This is a genomic window from Actinoplanes sp. NPDC051851 (assembly GCF_040681165.1).
In the GTDB taxonomy this organism is placed as follows: domain Bacteria; phylum Actinomycetota; class Actinomycetes; order Mycobacteriales; family Micromonosporaceae; genus Actinoplanes.
Genome location: NZ_JBFAYF010000041.1, coordinates 15041 through 35123, shown reverse-complemented (window position 1 = coordinate 35123; position 20083 = coordinate 15041). Strand labels below are relative to the sequence as shown.

The 20083-nt window shown below is 69.9% G+C and carries 18 protein-coding genes; 6 read left to right on the top strand and 12 right to left on the bottom strand.

The genetic code is table 11. From position 1 onward, the window contains the following. Positions 1 to 256 precede the first annotated feature (256 nt). Positions 257 to 1789 (top strand): C40 family peptidase, encoded by a 1533-nt coding sequence (locus AB0M08_RS31780; RefSeq protein ID WP_364501217.1) that lies wholly within the window; start codon positions 257 to 259, stop codon positions 1787 to 1789. A 207-nt stretch (positions 1790 to 1996) separates the two neighbouring features. On the opposite strand, the gene AB0M08_RS31775 is transcribed toward AB0M08_RS31780, so the two are convergent. Further along, on the bottom strand, positions 1997 to 2311 hold the full coding sequence (locus tag AB0M08_RS31775) for a hypothetical protein (RefSeq protein WP_364501214.1): 315 nt from the start codon (positions 2309 to 2311) through the stop codon (positions 1997 to 1999). 436 nt (positions 2312 to 2747) lie between these two features. Here AB0M08_RS31775 and AB0M08_RS31770 point away from each other — a divergent pair, with 436 nt between their 5' ends. From AB0M08_RS31770 to AB0M08_RS31760, 3 genes are all read left to right on the top strand, one after another. Continuing rightward, a complete protein-coding gene (locus AB0M08_RS31770; RefSeq protein ID WP_364501211.1) occupies positions 2748 to 3467 on the top strand; it encodes a hypothetical protein in 720 nt (239 codons plus the stop codon). Positions 3468 to 3719: 252 nt separating this feature from the next. Beyond that, the gene (locus AB0M08_RS31765) at positions 3720 to 5570 is read left to right on the top strand and encodes a DEAD/DEAH box helicase (protein ID WP_364501208.1); all 1851 of its coding nucleotides are present in this window, start codon (positions 3720 to 3722) and stop codon (positions 5568 to 5570) included. 912 nt (positions 5571 to 6482) lie between these two features. Further along, positions 6483 to 7178, top strand: coding sequence for a putative glycolipid-binding domain-containing protein (locus tag AB0M08_RS31760; RefSeq protein WP_364501205.1), 696 nt, complete (start codon positions 6483 to 6485; stop codon positions 7176 to 7178). Between the two features lie 39 nt (positions 7179 to 7217). Here the strand turns inward: AB0M08_RS31760 and AB0M08_RS31755 are convergent, their stop codons facing one another. Together AB0M08_RS31755 and AB0M08_RS31750 are read right to left on the bottom strand one after the other, a co-directional pair. Beyond that, positions 7218 to 8510, bottom strand: coding sequence for a hypothetical protein (locus AB0M08_RS31755; protein WP_364501203.1), 1293 nt, complete (start codon positions 8508 to 8510; stop codon positions 7218 to 7220). Between the two features lie 329 nt (positions 8511 to 8839). After that, positions 8840 to 9289, bottom strand: coding sequence for an Lrp/AsnC family transcriptional regulator (locus AB0M08_RS31750; RefSeq protein WP_364501200.1), 450 nt, complete (start codon positions 9287 to 9289; stop codon positions 8840 to 8842). 213 nt (positions 9290 to 9502) lie between these two features. On the opposite strand from AB0M08_RS31750, the gene AB0M08_RS31745 reads away from it, so the two are divergent. Then, positions 9503 to 9778: a BldC family transcriptional regulator gene (locus tag AB0M08_RS31745; RefSeq protein ID WP_364501197.1), complete on the top strand. Its 276-nt coding sequence runs from the start codon at positions 9503 to 9505 to the stop codon at positions 9776 to 9778. On the opposite strand, the gene AB0M08_RS31740 is transcribed toward AB0M08_RS31745, so the two are convergent. From AB0M08_RS31740 to AB0M08_RS31730, 3 genes are read right to left on the bottom strand one after another with little or no spacing between them, the layout of a single operon-like run. Further along, complete coding sequence (locus AB0M08_RS31740) at positions 9775 to 10395, bottom strand: UbiX family flavin prenyltransferase (protein WP_364501194.1); 621 nt, start codon at positions 10393 to 10395, stop codon at positions 9775 to 9777. The two genes, AB0M08_RS31745 and AB0M08_RS31740, sit on opposite strands and share 4 nt — an antisense overlap. A gap of 56 nt (positions 10396 to 10451) precedes the next feature. Then, the gene (mqnP, locus tag AB0M08_RS31735) at positions 10452 to 11369 is read right to left on the bottom strand and encodes a menaquinone biosynthesis prenyltransferase MqnP (RefSeq protein ID WP_364501355.1); all 918 of its coding nucleotides are present in this window, start codon (positions 11367 to 11369) and stop codon (positions 10452 to 10454) included. After that, a complete protein-coding gene (locus AB0M08_RS31730; RefSeq protein ID WP_364501192.1) occupies positions 11357 to 12817 on the bottom strand; it encodes a menaquinone biosynthesis decarboxylase in 1461 nt (486 codons plus the stop codon). Before AB0M08_RS31730 ends, mqnP begins: the two co-directional genes overlap by 13 nt. A gap of 98 nt (positions 12818 to 12915) precedes the next feature. Between AB0M08_RS31730 and AB0M08_RS31725 the strand changes: the two genes are divergently transcribed. Then, positions 12916 to 13764, top strand: a complete 849-nt coding sequence (locus tag AB0M08_RS31725; RefSeq protein WP_364501189.1) for a hypothetical protein — start codon at positions 12916 to 12918, stop codon at positions 13762 to 13764. Positions 13765 to 14063: 299 nt separating this feature from the next. Here AB0M08_RS31725 and ccsB read toward each other — a convergent pair whose 3' ends face one another. From ccsB to hemL, 6 genes are read right to left on the bottom strand one after another with little or no spacing between them, the layout of a single operon-like run. Continuing rightward, the gene (gene ccsB, locus AB0M08_RS31720; RefSeq protein ID WP_364501186.1) at positions 14064 to 15023 is read right to left on the bottom strand and encodes a c-type cytochrome biogenesis protein CcsB; all 960 of its coding nucleotides are present in this window, start codon (positions 15021 to 15023) and stop codon (positions 14064 to 14066) included. Then, on the bottom strand, positions 15023 to 16663 hold the full coding sequence (locus tag AB0M08_RS31715; RefSeq protein WP_364501183.1) for a cytochrome c biogenesis protein ResB: 1641 nt from the start codon (positions 16661 to 16663) through the stop codon (positions 15023 to 15025). The genes ccsB and AB0M08_RS31715 overlap by 1 nt, the downstream gene beginning before the upstream one ends. Next, positions 16660 to 17439 carry a cytochrome c biogenesis protein CcdA gene (locus AB0M08_RS31710; RefSeq protein ID WP_364501180.1) on the bottom strand — a complete coding sequence of 260 codons (780 nt, stop codon included), beginning with the start codon at positions 17437 to 17439 and terminating at the stop codon, positions 16660 to 16662. The genes AB0M08_RS31715 and AB0M08_RS31710 overlap by 4 nt, the downstream gene beginning before the upstream one ends. A 2-nt stretch (positions 17440 to 17441) precedes the next feature. After that, positions 17442 to 17996, bottom strand: coding sequence for a TlpA disulfide reductase family protein (locus AB0M08_RS31705; RefSeq protein WP_364501352.1), 555 nt, complete (start codon positions 17994 to 17996; stop codon positions 17442 to 17444). 2 nt (positions 17997 to 17998) lie between these two features. After that, a complete protein-coding gene (locus tag AB0M08_RS31700) occupies positions 17999 to 18655 on the bottom strand; it encodes a histidine phosphatase family protein (RefSeq protein WP_364501177.1) in 657 nt (218 codons plus the stop codon). Then, entirely contained in the window at positions 18652 to 19995 is a 1344-nt protein-coding gene (gene hemL, locus AB0M08_RS31695) for a glutamate-1-semialdehyde 2,1-aminomutase (RefSeq protein ID WP_364501175.1), read from the bottom strand. Before hemL ends, AB0M08_RS31700 begins: the two co-directional genes overlap by 4 nt. Positions 19996 to 20083 lie beyond the last annotated feature (88 nt).

Sequence of the window (20083 nt, the reverse complement as noted above, 5' to 3'; positions counted from 1 at the left end):
CAGGGTCCGACAGCCGGGCCTCGCGGTGGCGGTACACACAGGCTGAGCTGGATCGATCCGGTTTCGATCATCTGATGGCGGTCCGCCGAACACCCGTATGACGAAAAATTCTCAGCGTCCTTTCATCTACTTTCGATCGACATCGGTACGGACCCTGGGGTAGGAATCTCTAGGACGACTAGCGACTGTCATGACCGTCGCGGACGGGGAGCTCATGTCGAAGGCACTGCGATACGGACCGGTACCATCACTCTCCGTGCGCTTGCGACTGCGGCCGCTCCTCTTCTCGGTCGCCGTCGCCACAGCGCTGGCTGCACTATTCCAGCCGGTGCCGGCCATGGCGTCACCCGCCGACAGCACGTCGACGACCACCACGGTCTCCGTGCCCGATGTCGGGTCCCGCCCCATACAGCTGGGCTCCCTCGTGCTGCCCGGCACCCCGGCCTCCACCACGACCACCGCGATCCCCGGCTCGGCGACCAGCCCGGTGCTGGCGCAGATCGAGAAGGGCCGCGCCGAGGTGGCCGGCCTGGGCGACGACCTGATCAAGGTGAAGCAGGACCGCGACCTGGCACAGGCCCAGGTCACCACGACCACACAGAAGGTGACCGAGGCGCAGACCGCACAGCAGTCCGCGCAGAGCGAGGCGGCCACCGCGGCCAGCAACGCGATGCAGCAGGCCGCGGCGCTCCCGCCGGGCGCCAGCCTCGACTCCGGCCTGCTCGACCTGGACACGCTCGCCCGGATGCAGCGTGGCGAGACCGCCGCCGACGACAGCGCCGCCCGGCGCCTCGACGCTGCGCAGATCACCACGCAGATCGCGCTCGACGAGCAGACGATCGCCACCGAGAAGTACGCCGACCTGCTCGCCGAGTACACGAAGCTTTCCGCCGAGCTCACCGCGAAGCAGGCCGCCCAGCAGAAGCTCGAGCTGGAGCACGCCGACGAGCTGAGCGCTGCCGAGAGCACCGAGAACGCCGCCGACCAGGCCCTCGGCGCGGAATACCTGGCCGGTTCGGCGAGCGGGCGCGGTGCCGACCCGAGGGCGATTCAGGCTCTTCAGTACGCGCTGGCGCAGCGCGGTGACCCGTATGTGTGGTCCGAGGAGGGCCCGGACGAGTTCGACTGCTCCGGCCTGATGTACGCGGCCTACCACTCGGTGGGCTACCCGCTGGTCCGCGTCTCCCGTGACCAGTACTACCAGACCCGTAACAAGGTGGTCGACCGGTACAGCCTGCTCCCCGGCGACCTGCTCTTCTTCAGCTACTCCAACAGCTGGACGGGCATCCACCACGTCGCCATGTACGCCGGCAACGGCATGATGGTCGAGGCACCGCGGACCGGTCTGAACGTCCGGCTGGTTCCGGTCCGGTGGAGCCGGCTCTTCCAGGCCACCCGGGTCTTCGGCTCGGTGGAGGGCGGCGACGACTCGGTGACCCTGGGCACCCCCGACCCGGAGGATCCGGACAGCGGGACCACGACCAGCCCGACGGCGAGCCCGACCAGCACGACGAAGTCGCCGAGCCCGTCGGCCACCACGAAGTCGCCGAGCCCGACCGCCACGACCAAGTCGCCGAGCCCGTCCACGGGTACGACCTCGCCGTCGGTCACGCCGACCACGACGTCGCCGAGCCCGACGCCGACGCCCAGCCCGTCGCCGAGCACCACGAGCGCCGAGCCGACCGAGTCCGCGTCCGCCACCGAGTCCGCCACCGAGTCCGCCACTGAGTCCTCTTCCTCGGAATCGTCGGCTTCGTCGGAATCGGTGTCGGCCTCGGCGAGCAGCTAGCGTCGGCAGGCCAGGGGGTCGGCACGCCAGGGAGCCGGTGCCGGCCTCATCGAGCTGCTGGCACGGGCATGCCATCCTGCGATTAGCCCGGAAGTCGTGTAGTAAGGATCCGGCGGGTTCCGTCCCCTCGTCGAGCGAGGATCGGACCCCTGCCGGGTGCGTTCACACCGGCTGATGTGGCACGGTTAAGGTCAGCGACCGACGTCCTCACCGTCGGCAGCGGCGGTCGGGAGGGGCCATGGACGAGCAGCACGCGAGCGAGCCGTCGACCGCCACGTCCGAGGGGTTCACTCCGCCACCGCCGCCCAAGCCGGGGACCGCGCTCTGGGGTGGCGCCTCCGTTCCCGCCCCGCGGGTCTCCGGGTCGGCGCCGGTCTCCAGTCCCCCCGCGGCCGCGCCCAAACCGGCGGCGACCGTGGCCAAGCCTGGTTCGGAGTCGTCGCCGATCTCGGCACCGGTGGCCAGCACGCGAGCGTTCGGATCGGCTCCGGTGTCGAGTCCGCCGGCCTCGCCGCGGTCCACCGCCGTCTACGGGGCCTCGACGACCGACATGACCACGGCCATCTCCGAGCCGCCCGCCAAGTCCCCAGCCGCCGATTCCCCAGCCGCCGAGCCCTCGCCCGCTGAGCCCTCGCCCGCTGAGCCCTCGCCTGCTGAGCCCGGCCTCGTGTCCTCTAAGCCTTCCGAGCGTTCCGGGCCTTCCGGGCCTTCCGAGTGGGAAGAGCCGGAGAAGCCGGACGAGCCGGAACCCGCGGAACCGGAGCCCGCCGAACCGCGGCCGGTTCCCGTCCCGGCGAAGCCGGTCGAGCCCAAGCCGGCCGATCCCGAGCCGCCGGCGCCGCCGACGCCCCTGCCCGATCCCGGGCCCGGCCCGCTTCCCACACCGAGCCCCACTCCGGTGCCGCCCACCCCGGATCCGACCCCGAGCCCCTACCCGCCGCCCGGTCCGGTTCCGCCGGTGCCGAGTCCGGTTCCGCCCAGCCCGGTCCCGCCGGGTCCCGGGCCGTCGCCCGTTCCGCCCGGCCCCGGGCCCAGCCCGGTGCCCGGTCCTGTTCCACCGGTCTTCCCGCCACCCCTGGTGATCGACAAGACCGACGCGGCAAGCAACGGCCTGCCCGCTTACACGATGCCGCCGTCGAGCGGCCCGACGGGAGTCCTGCCGCCCATGTCCTACGGCACACCCGGCTACCCAGCCAACCCGGGCAACATCGAGATGACCCAGCCGGTCGGCATGGTCACTCCCGGCAACATCGACATGACCATGCCTGTCAACATGCTGACTCAGGGCAGCCCGGACATGACCATGCCGGTGAACAACATCGACATGACCATGCCGGTGAACATGGTGCCGCCCGGCGCCTCACCCGACGCCACCATGCCGGTCTCGGTGCCCGGACAGCGTGGTCACGACCACTTCGGCACGCTGTACGGCACCGGCGGCTACCCGGCGCTCCAGATGCCCATGCCGATGCACGACCCGGTGGAGAACTCCGGCTCGCTGACCGGCCACATCCTGGCCCAGGGCTGGCACGACGCCCCGGTCGACGAGCGCCGGAGCAACTTCAAAGTGGTGCTCGCGATGCTGGCGGTGCTCGGCCTGCTCGTCACCGTGAGTCTCGTGTTCGTCCTCACTGCGGGCAGCGCGTTCACCGACATGCTCGGTGGGCTCTTCAACTGACCCCGACCAGGGCATTGCCGCTCGACTGAACACGCCCTAAGCTTGCGAGGTTGTACTGCGGCGTGAGCCTGCCCACTACCGGCCCGGAATGCGGTCGGCGGGTTTGGCGTTGACCCGTACACTTATGGAAGTTATTGACGCGGCGTGCCCACCCGGTGCACGCCACGGGCGTTCTTGCGGGCAATTCAGCGGTGGTTGGCAACCGACCGCGGCGGGCCATTCGCGAGCATGCGCCCCCGTAGAGAGGTTCTCTTGACCACTTTCGCTGACCCCAGCACGTTCCCGTCCGTACTCGAGACCCCCACCGACGCGACCGTCGAGCCGGAGAGCACCGACGCTCCCGCCGCCGCCCCGGTGCGTAGCTTCGCCGATCTGGGCCTGCCCTCCGAGATCGTCCGTGTCCTCAACCGTGAGGGCATCAGCACCCCGTTCGAGATCCAGGCCGCCACCGTGCCCGACGCGCTCGCCGGTCGCGACGTGCTCGGCCGTGGCCAGACCGGCTCCGGCAAGACGCTGGCGTTCGGCCTGCCCGTCCTGGCTCGCACCGCGCAGGGCGGCAAGGCGCGCCCGCACTACCCCAAGGCCCTGATCCTGGTGCCGACCCGTGAGCTCGCGATGCAGGTCGCCGACTCGCTGATGCCGATCGGCCGCTCCGTCGGCGTGTTCCTGAAGACCGCGGTCGGCGGCGTGCCGTACGACCGCCAGATGGACGCCCTTCGCCGCGGCGTCGAGGTGATCGTCGCGACCCCGGGCCGGCTCGCCGACCTGATCGAGCGGGGCGCCTGCCGCCTCGACGACGTCGAGATCACCGTGCTCGACGAGGCCGACCAGATGGCCGACATGGGCTTCCTGCCCGAGGTCACCGACCTGCTGGCCAAGACGCCGGAGACCGCGCAGCGGCTGCTCTTCTCGGCCACTCTGGACGGTGACGTCGACACCCTGGTCAAGCGGTTCATGCACGACCCGGTGACGCACTCGACGGCTCCGGCCGAGGCGAGCGTGTCCACCATGGAACACCACCTGCTGCTGATCCCGCCGGCCGACAAGTTCCCGATCACGTCGTGGATCGCCAACCGGGAGGGCAAGACCATCGTCTTCGCCCGTACCCAGATGGGCGTCGACCGGCTGGTCGAGCAGCTCGCCGCGGTCGGTGTCCGGGCCGGTGCCCTGCACGGCGGCAAGACTCAGCGGGTTCGTACCCGTACGCTCGCCGAGTTCAAGGAAGGCCGCACGAACGTGCTGGTCGCGACCGACGTGGCGGCCCGTGGCATCCACGTCGACGGGATCTCGCTGGTCGTGCACGTCGACCCGCCGAAGGACCCGAAGGACTACCTGCACCGCGCCGGGCGTACGGCTCGGGCCGGCGAGTCCGGCGCCGTGGTCACCCTGGTCCTGCCGAAGCAGCGGCGTACCACCCAGGCCATGATGGCCAAGGCCGGCGTCAACCCGGGCGAGGTCCGGGTCCGTCTCGGCGACGACAAGCTGGCCGAGGTCACCGGCGCTCGCGAGCCCAGCGGCGTCCCGGTGGTCGACGAGCCGGAGCCCCGGCGCGAGCGTTCCGGCGGTTCCCGTCGCTTCGGCGACCGCCCGCGTGGCGACCGTCGCTCCTTCGGCGACCGCAACGACCGTTTCGGCGACCGCCCGGACCGCTTCCGTGACCGCCCCTCCGGCGACCGCGGCGGCTATGGCGACCGTCCGGCTCGCGACCGCGGCTCCTTCGACCGGGGCGGCTTCAACGACCGGCCGACCGGCGACCGCCCGCACAGCGACCGGAACGACCGCAACTCCAGCGACCGCCAGAACGGCGACCGTCGTTTCGGCGACCGCCCGCGCGGCGACCGTTCGTGGTCCGACCGCAACAGCGACCGCCCTTCCAGCGACCGTCCCTCCGGCGACCGTCACTCGGGTGAGCGTCACGCTGGCGGCGACCGGCCCACCGGTGACCGCGCCCGCACCGACCGTCACACGGGCGACCGCCCCTGGTCGGACCGTCACTCGGGCGACCGTCCGGCCGGCCAGCGCCGCGACCAGCGCACCGACCGTCGCGAGGGTGGCCCGTCGTCGGGCCGGTTCGGTTCCTCTCGCCCGGTCCGCAGCTACTGACCCACTTTCGGAAAGGCCCCGGCACGCTTCTTGCGCGCCGGGGTTTTTCTTTTCCCGTACGCCCTCCGCAGCTCCCGTACGCCCTCCCTCAGTACCTGTTACGCCCCGTACGCCCTCCGGAGCGCCGCCTCCCGCAGTCCTCGGAGCTCGCCCGCGCCGGGGTGTTTCGTCTGAAGCAAGCGGGCCGCCGGTGGCCGTACCCGGTCCCGCGGGTGGAGTTCATTCCCGCTCCGCAGACGGACGGCACGAGCAGCGCGACACACGCACACCAACGGCACGAGCAGTGGCTACACGCGCACACCAACAGCGCGAACGGGACGGCGCACGCACACCAACAGCGCGAACGGGACGGCGCACGCGCACGAACAACCGTGAGAAGGGCGGCAGGCGCACACGATCCGCGACCGTGTACTCGCACAGCCGCCAGAGGGGCGCCAGAACGACTCAACCAGCGACCGCGAGCTCCCGCCGCCCCTGCAAGCCATGATCGTGAACCTGGACCGCCCCGCCGTGACGCCCGGGACCGCCCGGGAAACGGTGTAAACGGCACCGCATCGATCGCGGAGTGCCAGGTCAACGCCGTCCGCGCACCGCCGTCACGGCGATCGGTGGACAGTCCGTGACGCCCTGCCGATTTCCGCGAGAGGGTGGCACATGTGATGGCGACGGGGACTTGAGTCTGCCCCTGGGACAAGGCCTAGCCTCGATGCATGCCCACCGCCGATGGGCTGGGTGGCCACCTTGTTGAGGGCGGGAGAGCGGGAACGGGCCGACTTGTTGAGGGCGGGAGAGCGGGAACGGGCCGATGGGAGTGGGGAGAGGAAGGGGGCAGTGCGCCGACGGCGAAAAAGCGGGGGTGAAGGTGGGGAAGTGCGGGGCTTGAGAGCGGTGGGGAGCGGGTAGCTTGCCGGTATGTCGGTTCTGCCTGCGGGATTGTTCTGGGCGCGGAAGGACGTGCCCGGCAGTGAGTACGTCCGGCTGAGTGCCAAGGGCGGCCCACACGCCGGGGACACGTCACGTTCCGAGGACAGGACAGGCGCCGGGAACGGGACGGGCATCGGGGAGGGGCTCTACGCGCAAGGAAGCGTGGTGGCGGCGGCGCCGGTGGGGTTCGTGTGTGAGTACGAGTTGCGGACCGATCCGGGGTGGGTGACCTCACGACTGGACGTGCGGGCGCAAGGGGCGGGGTGGGCACGAGCGGTCCGGCTGGAGTTGGCGGCGGGGCGGTGGCGAGTGACCGCTTCTGAACAGGGGGACCTGGATTCGGCGCTGGTGGCGGCCGGGCACGCGCGGGCCGGGCAGCCGGGGATGGAGGATCCGGACCTCCTGTACGGGGCCTTCGACGTGGATCTCGGGCACTCGCCGCTGACCAACACGCTGCCGATCCGGCGGTTGGGACTGCTGGGGAGTGAGGGTGTGGCGCACCGGCTGAGTGTGGCGTGGGTGCTGGTGCCGAGTCTGGAGGTGGTGCAGGCAGACCAGATCTACACGGCGATCGGCGAGAACCGGGTTCGGTATGCCAGCGAGACCTTCAGCGCGGATCTGACCCTGGACGACGACGGCTTCGTGCTCGACTACCCCGGCCTGGCCGAGCGGGTCGGCATCTGACAATCCCCGGCCCGGCCGGAGCAGACCGGCGCCTGATGATCAGACGCGGGCTTTGATCCATGTCAGGCAGCCCTTGTCTACCGTGCTGAAGGGCTTGCCGAAAGCGCTGCGCGATGCCTCGTCGGGCTTCTTCGCCTCGCGGAGGACCAGGGCGGTGAATGTCAGGAGTTTGCGTTCGCCGTACTTGTCGGCCATGCAGGCGGCCGCGTAGTGGCCCATCGCGTAGAGGGTGTTGACGGTGAGGTCGTCGGCGTCGTCGGCCAGGGACGGTACGGCGATCGTCTTCGGGGCGCCGCGCTTGCTGAACGACTCGGCCAGGACGTCGTGGTTGCCGGTGGCCTGGGGCTGGCGAGGGTACGCGCCGATGTACTCCGCGATGCCCTCGATGAGCCACTGGTCGTCGCCGGTGTCGCGCTGGGTCAGGCCGGCCAGGGTCGCCACGTGGGCCAGTTCGTGCTGGACGATGACGCGGAGCTGGCGGGTGGAGCCGAGCACCTCCGAGGAGTGCAGCAGTACGTCGGAGCCGGCGGCGTTGAGCGGGACGGTGTACCCGATCGCCCAGTCCGCGTCGAAACCGCCGTACCAGGTCTTCCAGGCCTTCTCGTCGGCCAGGTAGACGCGGTACTTGGCCTTCTGCCGGTTGTCGATGTAGCCGGCGTACCGGTCGGCCACGGCGGCGGCGAGCTCGGCCTGCCGGAGGACCGTCTTGACGTTCTTCGCCTGGCTCTTCGGGGCCGCGACGATGACCCGCTTGCCCTTGGCGATGGTGAGCGTCTGGCTCTCCCACGGGGTCGGGCTGAGGTACTGGTCGGTGTTGCCGCCGACGAACTTGGTGATGACGTACCGGCCGTCGCGGAGGGTCAGGGTCACCGTCTGGAACTCGCGGGGCGGGCCGTCGTCGGCGGAGCTGCGCCACTCCGGGCAGGCCGCGCCGGAGAAGCAGTACGCGAGGTCGGCGTCGATGTTCACCGCGCCGTCGGCGGCCTTCGTCTCGGCCGGGTAGGTGTGGTACTCGACGTGACTGACCTCCAGGCCGCGGAGGTTGCGGTAGATCATCCGGTACTTCGTGGTCAGCGTGGAGTCGACCGCGGCGAGCCAGCCCTTCTCGTCGCCCTTCAGGTACGCGGCGGCCTGCTTCTCGAGGACCGTCTGCGCCTGCTCGAACGGGGTCAGCGGACGGCTGGACTTCACGGTGGGCGTCGCGGCGGCCGGCTCCTCGACGTCGGGGCGGACGAGCAGCACACCGGCACCGAGCCCGAGCGCGATGGCGAGCAGGACGGCGACGGCGAGCGACTTCCGGGAACCCCGCGGACGCCCCGGCCCCGGATGCACCCCAGAACCGGGATACGCATCAAAACCGGGATACGCACCAGGACCGGAATGATCGACAGCCCCGAGATAGGCACCGGAACCGGGATGGGCGACGGGCGTGGGGTACGACGCAGCCGGCCCGGGATCTCCAGCCGGCGCGGGATACGAGTCCGGAGCCGGGTACGCGACCGGAGGGTACCCCGGAGGCACAGGCGGCTGCCGGTCCACCGGAAGCGAACGATCTTCCACGACCGGGATCTAATCACGTTCGGTCGATGCGGTCCTACCCCCCGGACGGACGGTTCCGCCAGGAAAAGAACGGTTCCCCGCAAGCCGGACTCCGAGCAGGCTCACGCCCGGCCCGGTTGAGGACGGTTCTCCCATTTTGTCGAGAGCGCTATGGCGGTACGGGTGGTCGCGACCCCCGGAGTCCGGTTCACCCGGACTATCAGTTGCTCCAGTTCCGCGATCGAGCCGACCCGCACGATGAGTTGATAAGACTCCACTCCCGCCATGAAATAGCAGCTCTCCACCTCGGGCATGGCCCGGACGGCGGCGAGCACGTCGTCGGTGTCCGCACCGGAGTCCTCGATGATGCCGATCAGCGCGGTGACGCCGAGCCCGACGGCCTCGTGATCGACGTCGGCCCGGTAGCCACGTATGGTGCCGGCGTTCTCGAGCTTACCGACTCGTTCGTGCACCGCGGGGGCGGAGAGGCCGACCTTGCGCGCCAACTCGGCGTACGACGAGCGTGCGTTCTCCCGTAGCAGGTCGATCAGCCGGAGGTCGATGGAGTCCATGGCTGAAACCCTAATCGGGTGGCGCTCCCACACTCACGCCCGGTAGCGGCGAATGGGCGGCAGGATAATGACCACTGTCGCAATCGGGGCTTTTTCCGCATTTCACGGACTTGGTTCAGGGGCGGTGCTCTAATGGCTTTACGTCCCGATCGAGCATGCCGACACTCAGTGTGACCACCGGCCGCTCCAGAAATCAGAACCGAGGAGGGGGTTGTGGACACTGGAGATCGTCTGCTGACTCCGGGCGAAGTGGCCGCATTATTTCGCGTCGATCCGAAGACGGTCACGCGATGGGCTGCGGCCGGGCGCATCGGCAGCATCCGTACTCCGGGTGGACACCGCCGATTCCGCGAGTCAGAGGTCAAGGCTTTACTCGAAGGCGACGGCGTGGTCGAGGAGATGCGCGAGGACGACGCGGCGAACAAGCCGCGTAACACCGGCCCCGCGAATCCCGGTGCGGGTTACGGCCCTCCCAACGGTCTCCGCTAGCGTCCGCCGCCCAGCTCTCCGGTCCACCGCCGGAAGAGCGTGTGTTCCACACCGAGTGCGTCCAGCACCTTGCCCGCCACGAAGTCGATCAATTGTTGTGCGGTGGCCCGTGCGCCCGACCCGTAGAACCCGGGGCTGGCGGGCAGGACCACCGCACCGGCATCGTGCAGGGCGATCAGGTGCTCCAGGTGACTCCGGGTGACCGGAGTCTCCCGGGGTACCACCACGGTGCGCCGCCGCTCCTTGAGATTGACCTCAGCCGCTCGCTGCAGCAGGTCCTTCGACAGACCGATGGAAATGCCTGCACAGGCGGCGGTACTCGCCGGCACCACCGCCATACCGCGCGCCGGGTACGAGCCACTGCTCGGCCCGGCGGCCAGGTCTCCGGCAGGCCAGTAGGCCAGGTCGCCGAGATCCCGGCCGAGCCATCCGGACACGTCGTCCTTCCAGTGCGCGTCCCGGATCGTCGCGCCGGTCTCGTCCATCAACGTCAACCGGGCAGCCCGGGAGACGATCAGGTCGACGGACTCTCCGGCCTCCAGCAACGCGGTCAGCACCGCGCGGGCGTACGGGGTACCGGAGGCGCCGGAGACACCGATGATCCAGGGTTCACGCATGTCAACCAGTGTGCCGCTAGCCGACTGTGATCCGAACCGAGGTGGGGAACGCCTCATTACCGGATGATCAGGTCGAGCAGGGCGAAGGCGAAGAGCGCGATCGCGATGAAGCCATTCGTGGTGAAGAACGCGCGGTTGACCTTGGAAAGGTCCTCCGGGGTCACCACGACGTGCTGGTAGACGAGACCGGCCGCGGTCACCGCCAGGCCCACCAGCCAGAACCAGCTCATCCCCACCATCTGGCCGAAGAAGGCGTAGAGACCGAAAGAGATCACGTGCGTCACGGTGGAGATGTGCAGCGCGGTGGGCACCCCGAAACGGGCCGGCGTGGAGTGCACGCCGATCTCCCGGTCCACCTCGACGTCCTGGCAGGCGTAGATGATGTCGAAGCCGCCGATCCAGAGGCCGACCGCGACGCCGAGCACCCAGGCCGGGCCGGAGCCGCTGAACGTGCCGGTGATCGCGAGCCAGGCACCGACCGGCGCCACCGCCTGGGCGAAGGCCAGGACGTAGTGCGGGAAGTTCGTGAAGCGCTTCGCGTACGGGTACACGACGAGCGGGATCACCGCGAGAGGCGAGAGCAGCAGACAGAGCGGGTTGAGCAGGCCCGCCGCCACGACCAGCACGACCAGCGAGATCAGCGCGCCGGTCCACGCCGTGCGGACGCTGACCGCGCCGGTGACCAGCTCCCGGTTCTTCGTCCGCGGGTTCAGCGCGTCGATCTTCCGGTCCAGGATCCGGTTCGCGGCCATCGCGAACGTCCGGCCGGAGACCATCGCGATCGTCACCAGCACCAGGTCGCCCCAGTGCCGGCCGGTGCCGTCCCGGTCGATGGCGATCAGCGCGGAGAGGTACGCGAACGGCAGCGCGAAGATCGAGTGCTCGATCATCACCAGCCGCAGGAAGGCCTTGATCTTGCCCGGCGAAGCCGGGGACGACGCTGACGGCGACGCAACCTCTGTCACAGCCCGTATTCCTTCCACCGCTTGTCGACCAGGGAGACCACCTCGGGAGACATCACCATCTCCTCCGGCCAGCCCCGGGTGTACCCCTCCGAGGGCAGTTTGCGGGTCGCGTCCACGCCGGCCTTCCCACCCCAGAACTGCTGGTACGACGAGTGGTCCAGGTGATCCACGGGCCCCTCGGTGAGCAGCAGGTCGCGGGCGTAGTCCACGTTGCCGAACGCGCGGAACGCCACCTCGTTGTAGTCGTGGACGTCGCAGTCCTCGTCGACCACCACGATCAGCTTGGTCAGCGACATCAGGTGGGCGCCCCAGATGGCGTTCATCACCTTCTGCGCGTGCTTCGGATAGCGCTTGCGGATCGAGACGATCAGGCAGTTGTGGAAGACACCGGCGGCCGGCATGTCGTAGTCGACGATGTCCGGGATCAGGATCTTCGCGAGCGGCAGGAAGATCCGCTCGGTGGCCTTGCCCAGGCCGTGGTCCTCCTGCGGCGGCTGGGAGGTGACGATCGAGTGGTAGACCGGGTCCTTCCGCATCGTCATGCACTCGATGTGCAGCACCGGGAACGGCTCGACCGGCGTGTAGTACCCGGTGTGGTCGCCGAACGGGCCCTCCGGCAGCCGCTCGCCCGGCTCGAGGTAGCCCTCCAGGATCACCTGCGCGCTCGCCGGAACCTGCAGCGGCACGGTCAGGCAGTCGACCATCTCGACCCGCTCGCCGCGCAGAAAGCCCGCGAACAGGTACTCGTCGATGTCGCCGGGGAGCGGGGCGCTCGCCGCGTAGCAGACCACCGGGTCGGCACCGATCGCGATGGCGACCGGCAGCCGCTGGCCGAGCCGCTCGGCGACCGCGTGGTGCGCGGTGGAGTCCTTGTGGATCTGCCAGTGCATGCCGAGCGTGTTCTTCGAGTGCTGCTGGAGGCGGTAGAGGCCGAGGTTGCGCTTGCCGGTCTCCGGGTGCTTCGTGTGGGTCAGCCCGAAGTTGTGGAAGATGCCGCCGTCGCCGGGCCAGACCTGCAGGCCGGGCAGCAGATTCAGGTCCACCTGGTCGCCCCTGAGCACGACCTCCTGGCAGGGCGCCGACTTCACCTTCTTCGGCGGGACGCCCTTGAGCTGCAGCACTTTGGCGATGCCCTCGCGGATGCCGGACCAGCCGACCGGGAGCTCCGGCTTGGCCAGCGCGCCGATCCGCTCACCGATCTCGTTCAGCGAGTCGACGCCGAGGGCCATCGCCATCCGCTTCTCGGTGCCGAACAGGTTGATCGCCACCGGCATCTCGCCGCGGGTCGGCTTCTCGAAGAGCAGGGCCGGACCGCCGGCCCGGACCGTCCGGGTCACCACCTCGCTGATCTCCAGCGTCGGGTCCACCGGGACGGTGACCCGGCGCAGCTCACCGGCCGATTCCAGGGCGGCGAGAAAGCTCTGCAGATCGGTGTAGGGAAACCCACGGGACGCCATGCGCATCAGTCTCGCACCGCCCGCGAACGGTTGTTCACCCACGGCCCTGGATAAAGGGCGAGCGTCACTGACTTCCGGGCGCGCCGTTGATCGCAGGTGTGAGGAACCTGGCACGGTGGTGCGCTCTGGCCGGACTGCTGGTCGCTCTCGGGGTCACCGCGCCGGCCCAGTCCGTCCCGCGGCGGCAGCTTCCGCTCTGCACGGCGGGTGCGGCGTCCACCCGGCCGCCGACCGGTCCGGCCGGTGCGGGCTCACCGCGCGCGTGCCGGGCCGTGGTCCGTGAGGCGGCCGCGGTCCCGATCCTGCCGACGCCCAGCGGCTATCACCATCTGGGCGCCGCGACCAGCGACGAGTGGAGCGGCGTCTCCGGCCGCTTCTCGGTGGTGGACAGCGAGATCCGGGCGAACACCTACGATTTCACGGCCGCCCGCTTCATGGTGAAACGCGACCTCGGCAGCGGGAAGATCTCCTGGCTGGAGGCGGGCTGGGCGGCGACCGGGTGGTCGTCGCCGGGCAAGCCGCGCATCTACACGTTCAACACCAACAGCAAGGCGTGGCAGTTCTACGACCAGTATTCGATCAAGCCCGGCGACACCGTCTGGCTGGATCTGCACAGCGACACGGTCGGCGTCTGGCAGGCCTGGCTCTGGTGGAACAACCGCTGGAACCTGCTCACCGCCCAGAAGCTGGCCCTCGGCGCGAGCGCGCTCGTCGAGCAGTACGTCGAGGTACACGTCGACGCGAGCAAACCGACCGAGATCGTGATGCCCGCGGTGAAGGTCGACAACGTCCAGCTGCGCCCGATCGGTGGCGGCACCCCGCGTTACTGGCGCGACGACGTCCCGACCCTCACCGGCACCCTCCCCGGCCAGCAGATGATCCGCGGCGGTTTCTGCCTCAACTGGCTCACGCGATACGACACCTGGACCGCCGGAAACTGCACCTGAAAACCACTTCTCCGGTACGGCCACGATGAGGCGCCGTGAGCAGTCCCAGCGCGACCTGCCCTGCCCTCTCCGGGCCGATGCGCGCCTCCCGCTCCTGGCTGGTGCTCAGGGGTGTCTCGCTCCGCTGAGACACCCCTGAGCACCAGCCAAAACCCGCGGGCGCGCTACGGCCTGGAGTGGGCACGGGCGTCGCGAGGGCGGGGCACGCTACGGCCGCACGCGAAAGGCGGCCCCGTGTGGGGGCCGCCTTTTGAGCGCGGAGTGGGCCGGGACGGCGTACTGGAGAAGGGGGTTGATCTTTAATCGCCGGCGTTGGCGTAGGAGTGCAGGCCCTCGAAGAACAGGTTGACGCCGAAGAGGTTCATCAGCATCGTGACGAAGCCGAGCAGGGCGATCCAGGTGGCGGTGGTGCGCTTGACGCTCGGGGTGGCGCGGGCGTGCAGGTAGGCCGCGTAGACGACCCAGGAGATGAACGCCCAGACCTCCTTCGGGTCCCAGCCCCAGTAGCGGCCCCAGGACGCCTCGGCCCAGAGCGGTCCGGCGATCAGCGCGCCGAACATGAAGAGCGGGAAGGCGAACGCGTGCAGGCGGAAGGTGAGGCGCTCCAGCATCGCGGCGTCGACCGGTACGCGCTTGCCGAGGGTGTACGGGAAGCGGCGCTTACCCTCGTCGTGGCCGTTCTTGATCAGGAACATCGCGGCCGGGACCGCGCCGATCAGGAAGATGCCGGACGAGATGATCACGGTGGAGACGTGGATGATGAACCAGTACGAGTTCAGCGCCGGGACCAGCGGGCCGACCGGGGTGTAGGCGACCATCGCGGCCGCGCCGAGCAGCACCACCAGGGCGAGCGTGGCGAAGAGGCCGAGGTGCCGGACCACCGGGCGGCGGAGCAGGACGCCCGCCCAGACCGCCGAGCCGACGAAGGTGGCGGAGAGGATGTACTCGTACATGTTGCCCCAGGGCATGCGGTCGGCCGCGATGCCCCGGGTGGTCAGCGTGCCCAGGTGCAGCACCAGCGCGACCAGGTTGAGCGCCACCGCGATCTGACCGGACCACTCGGCCCTGCCCTTGGCCGGCTTCGGCGCCTCCTCGGCCACGACGGCCTCGACCGGCGCTCCCGCACCCACGAGCTGACGGGCCGCCGCCTTGCCGATGTGGCTGCGCCTGCCGAAGGCGTACTCACCGGCGTAACAGACCATGGCCGTCAGATAGGCCAGCACGGTCAGCGCCATGAGCTGATTGGACAACTCCGCCATCAGGGCGTTCCTTCCTCAGGATCTCTTCCCGGCACCTGTTTGCTTCCCGGCGCCTGTTTGCTCAGCGTCGCGAACTCATCAGCGAAGCCCGGATAGTCGGTACGGGGCAGACCACCGGCTTCGATCACGCTACCGCCGGCTTGCCGATCGTCGGCGGGGAGGACCCGGAACCAGACGCGGCGGCGGTGCACGAAGAGCGACAGCATCAGGCCGATGAGCCCGGTCACCGCCCCGGCCAGTACCGACGTCTGGGTCGGGTCGTAGCGGATGGAGAGCGTGGCGTACTTGCGGGTGCCGACGAACTCCAGCTTGCTGCCGTCGTCCAGGGTCCAGGACTCACCCTTGTGCAGGGCCTGCGGGCGGTCGCCGCTGATCTTCTTCAGGTCGCCGCTGCTGATCTGGTCGCGGTCGAGCGCGTAGACCGAGCCGGGGATGCCCACGTCCAGGCCCAGGTTGCCGCGGTACGCCGAGAGGTAGAGCACCGGGTCGTCCTCGGCCGGGTAGGTCGAGCTGGCGCTCCCGTCGGTGCTGGCGGTCGGCAGGTAGACGCCCTCGAAGCCCATCTGCTGGGTATCGTCCCGCTTGCCGGTATCGGGGTCGATGTTGACGTCCGGGAACTGCGCGACGCCCTCGCTGGTCAGCATGGCGTCGGTGGGGAGGAACGGGACAATCTTGTCCTGCGAGACGCCGTACTTGTCGGTGTAGCGCAGCTCCAGCGCGTAGCCCTGGCCGAGCAGGTGCACGTTGGCGTGCTTGAGGCGCAGCGGGTCGTTGACCGTGAACGTGCGCGTCTGTTCCGCACCGCCGTCCTCGGTCACCTTCGCCGTGGCGAGGAAGGACTTCGCCTGCCCGGTGCTCTGGTAGGTGGCCTTGAAGTCGGCGAGCGTGATGCAGAAGTCGGGCAGGTCGGCGGCGTCCACCCGGGGGCCGAGCGAGGAGTCGTCGTACTGGGTGATCGAGTCACAGAACGCCTGGTCGTCGCCGGTGACCAGGATGCGGTTGCCGTGCCAGCCGTACCAGTGACCGAAACCGACCCCGATCAGCACGGTCAGCATGGCGAAGTGGAAGAACAGGTTGCCGGTCTCCCGCAGGTAGCCCTTCTCGGCGGCGATCGAGAACCCGCCGTCCGGCAGCTCGCGCAGCCGGGTCCGGAAGCGGCGCTGGCGCAGCGTGCGCGCGAGGCGCTCGGCCGCCACGGCGGGCTCCTCCTCGCTCGCCGTCGCGGGCGCGTGGTGCGGCAGGCGGTCCATCCGCTTCGGGGCTTCCGGCGGGACGGTGCGCATGGCACGGATGTGATCGCGGAGCCGGGGCAGCACGCACCCGATCAGCGAGGTGAAGAGCAGCAGGTAGATCGCGGCGAACCAGGGCGACGCGTAGACGTCGAAGGCGCCCAGCCGGTCCAGGATCGGCGCCGACTTCGGGTGGTTCGTGAAGTACTGGGTGACCCGCTCCCGGTTGACCGAGCGCTGCGGGTAGACCGAGCCCGGCACCGCCGCCACGGCCAGCAGGAAGAGCAGCACCAGCGCGGTCCGCATGCTGGTCAGCTGCCGCCACGAGTTGCGCAGCAGGGCCCAGACGAGGTTGGAACGCCGTGGCGGTGGGGCCTCCGCCTCGGCCGGCCGGTCCTCGACGATCGTCACAGCAACGTCTCCCCACTGAAGTTCACCGAGGTCATCAGCCAGGCGAGGAAGTAGTTCCACTGCCCGCTGACCAGGGCGATCCCGACGACGATCAGCAGCGCGCCGCCGATCCGGGTCACCCAGCGGCTGTTGCGGCGGATCGCGGTGAAGACGCCGATCAGCTTGCGGAAGAAGAGCCCGAAGATGATGAAGGGCAGGCCCAGACCGAGGCTGAAGGCCAGGGCCAGGATGATCGCCCGGTCGGTCTCCCCGGTCGTGGTGGCCAGGCCGATCACCGCGGCCAGGGTCGGCCCGGTGCAGGGGATCCAGGAGACCGCGAAGATCGCGCCGAAGACCGGGGCGCCGATCAGCCCGGCCGCCGGCAGCCGGGTGATCCGGGCCTCACGCTGCAGACCCGGGATCCAGCCCAGGTACGCCAGTCCGAGGCCGATGATCAGCACCCCGAGGATCAGGTTCAGCGTCTCCCGGTTGGAGGCCAGGGTGAACGCGACGTTCGCGACCAGGGCGGTGATCAGCGTGAAGACCACCGCGAAGCCGAGCACGAAGAGCGCGCTGCCGGCGAGCACCCGGCTCTTCAGCGTGAGGGTCTTCCGGCTGGTCGCACCCATCGCACTCTCCAGGTCGTTTCCGGCCAGGCCGGTCACGAAGGAGATATAGCCTGGTACCAGCGGGAGCACGCAGGGCGAGAGGATGCTGACCAGGCCGGCGATGAGTGCCGCACCGATCGCGAGCAGCAGCGGTCCGCCGGCCGCCGTGTCGTGGAAGGCGTCGCCCATGCTCAGCCGTTCCCTTCTGCCGCCACCCGTTCCACGAGGGGCTGCAACTCACCCGCGGTGGTGGAGCGCCGCAGCGCGACCGCGATCCGGCCCTGCCGGTCCAGGATCAGGGTGGCCGGGGTGCTGGTCTGGGTCACGTCGAACTTCAGCGCGACCTTGCCGGAGAAGTCGTAGACGCTCGGGTAGCTGACCCGGCCCTTCTCGAAGGCGATCGCCGAGTCCCGGTCGTCCCGCGAGTTGATGCCGAGGAACGCCACCTCCTTGGCCTTGGTCGCCTGGTACGTCTTCTCCAGGTCGGCGGCCTCGGCCCGGCACGGCGAGCACCAGGAGCCCCAGAAGTTGACCACGACCACCTTGCCGGCGTCGTTCTTGATGTCGTACGCCGAGCCGTCGAGCAGCTCACCGGTGACGTCGCCGACCTGCGGGCGGTCCGCGACGTCACACTCGACCACGCCGTTCGTGGTGGTGCACTTCTTCGCCCAGTTCTCCCCGCCGCAGCCGGCCAGGGCACCGGCCGCGACGAGCGCGGTGAGCACGGCCGCGGTGCGGCGGTACACGGTCACGCCCCCTTGGCGGTCTTGGCGGTTGCCGAGAGTGCGACCAGGTGGGCGGCGGGTTCGCTGTAGTCGATGCCGACCACCTTGGACCCCTCGAACCGGAACGAGGTGAGACTGGCCAGGCCGCACTCCCGCTTGCGCGGGTCGTGCCAGAGGCGCTTGCCCTCGACGTACCGGCGGAGCGTCCAGATCGGGAGCTGGTGCGAGACGCAGACCGCCTCGTGGCCCTCGGCGGCGACCCGGGCGGCCTGCACCGCCGCGAACATCCGCTGGGCGATCACCAGGTACGCCTCACCCCAGGACGGGGTGATCGGGTCGCGCAGCACCCACCAGTGCCGCGGGTTGCTGAACGCGCCGTCGCCGACCGAGACCCGCTTGCCCTCGAAGTAGTTCGAGCTCTCGATCAGCCGGATGTCGGTCGCGGTCTCCAGCTCGAACTCGGCGGAGATCGGGGCGGCGGTCTCCTGCGCGCGCTCCAGCGGGCTGGCGACCACGTGGGTCACGTCCCGTCCGGAGAGCGCCTCGGCGGCCGCCTTGGCCATCTGGTGTCCCAGCTCGGAGAGGTGGAAGTCGGGCAGACGGCCGTACAGGATCTTGGTGGGGTTGAAGACCTCGCCGTGCCGGAAGACGTGCACGGTGGTCTTGGTCGGCTCGCTCAACGCTGTCCCTCCGCTGCTGCTCGCGCCGCGTGTGGCAATGCCGTCGCGATCTGTTCCAGGGCCGCGTCGTCGATCGCGGTCGACACGAACCACGACTCGAAGGCGCTCGGCGGCAGGTAGACGCCCCGGGACAGCATGGTGTGGAAGAAGGCCTTGAACGCCGCGGCGTCCTGGGTCTTCGCCGAGTCGTAGTCCACGACCTCGGTCTCGGTGAAGAAGATCGAGAACATGTTTCCGGCGTACGAGAGACGGTGCGGCACCCCGGCCTCGGTCAGCGCGGCGCCCGCCAGTCCGCCGATCGTGGTCGCCAGTTCGTCGAGGCGCTTGTAGACGTCCGCACCGGCGAGCCGCAGCGAGGTCAGGCCGGCGGCGCAGGCGAGCGGGTTACCGGAGAGCGTGCCGGCCTGGTAGACCGGGCCGGCCGGGGCGAGCCGCGACATGATCTCGCGACGGCCGCCGAACGCCGCGGCGGGCAGGCCACCGCCCATCACCTTGCCGAAGGTGAAGAGGTCGGCGTCGACCGGGTGCAGCCCGGCCCAGCCACCGGCGGAGACCCGGAAGCCGGTCATCACCTCGTCCACGATCAGCAGAGCGCCGTGCCGGTGGGCGATCTCCGCGAGTCGGGAGTTGAAGTCGTCCCGCGGGGTGACCACGCCCATGTTGCCGGGCGCCGCCTCGGTGATGATCGCGGCGATCTCCGGGCCGTTCACGGCGAAGGCCGCCTCGACCGCGGCGACGTCGTTGTAGGGCACCACGATCGTCTCGGACGCGGCCGCGCCGGTGACACCGGGCGAGTCGGGCAGGCCCAGCGTCGCGACGCCGGAGCCGGCCGCGGCGAGCAGCGCGTCGACGTGACCGTGGTAACAGCCGGCGAACTTCACGATCTTCGACCGGCCGGTGTAGCCGCGGGCCAGCCGGATCGCGGTCATGGTCGCCTCGGTGCCCGAGTTGACCAGGCGGACCTCCTCGACGGCGGTGCGCCGGACGATCTCCTCGGCGAGCTCGACCTCGCCGGCGGTGGGCGTACCGAAGCTGGTGCCGAGCGACGCGGCCCGCTGCACCGCGTCGATGATCTCGGGGTGGGCGTGCCCGTGGATCAGCGGGCCCCACGAGCAGACCAGGTCGACGTAGCGCCGCCCGTCCGCGTCGGTGAGCCAGGCGCCGCTGCCGGAGACCATGAATCGGGGCGTGCCGCCGACCGCGCGGAACGCACGCACAGGTGAATTGACCCCGCCCGGCACGATGGCCTGGGCGCGGTCGAACAGGGCCTGGGAGGCCGGGGCGTCCTCCGGGTACGGAAGACCCGCGGCGGGATATGTCGTGGTCACAGCGCTTCCCATTCTGTCAGCGGGTACGGATGACGATGTCGAGAGGGTTCTTCACGTCACCGGGGGTAGCAGCCGGGATGTCGGGAACGGCCCGGTCTGC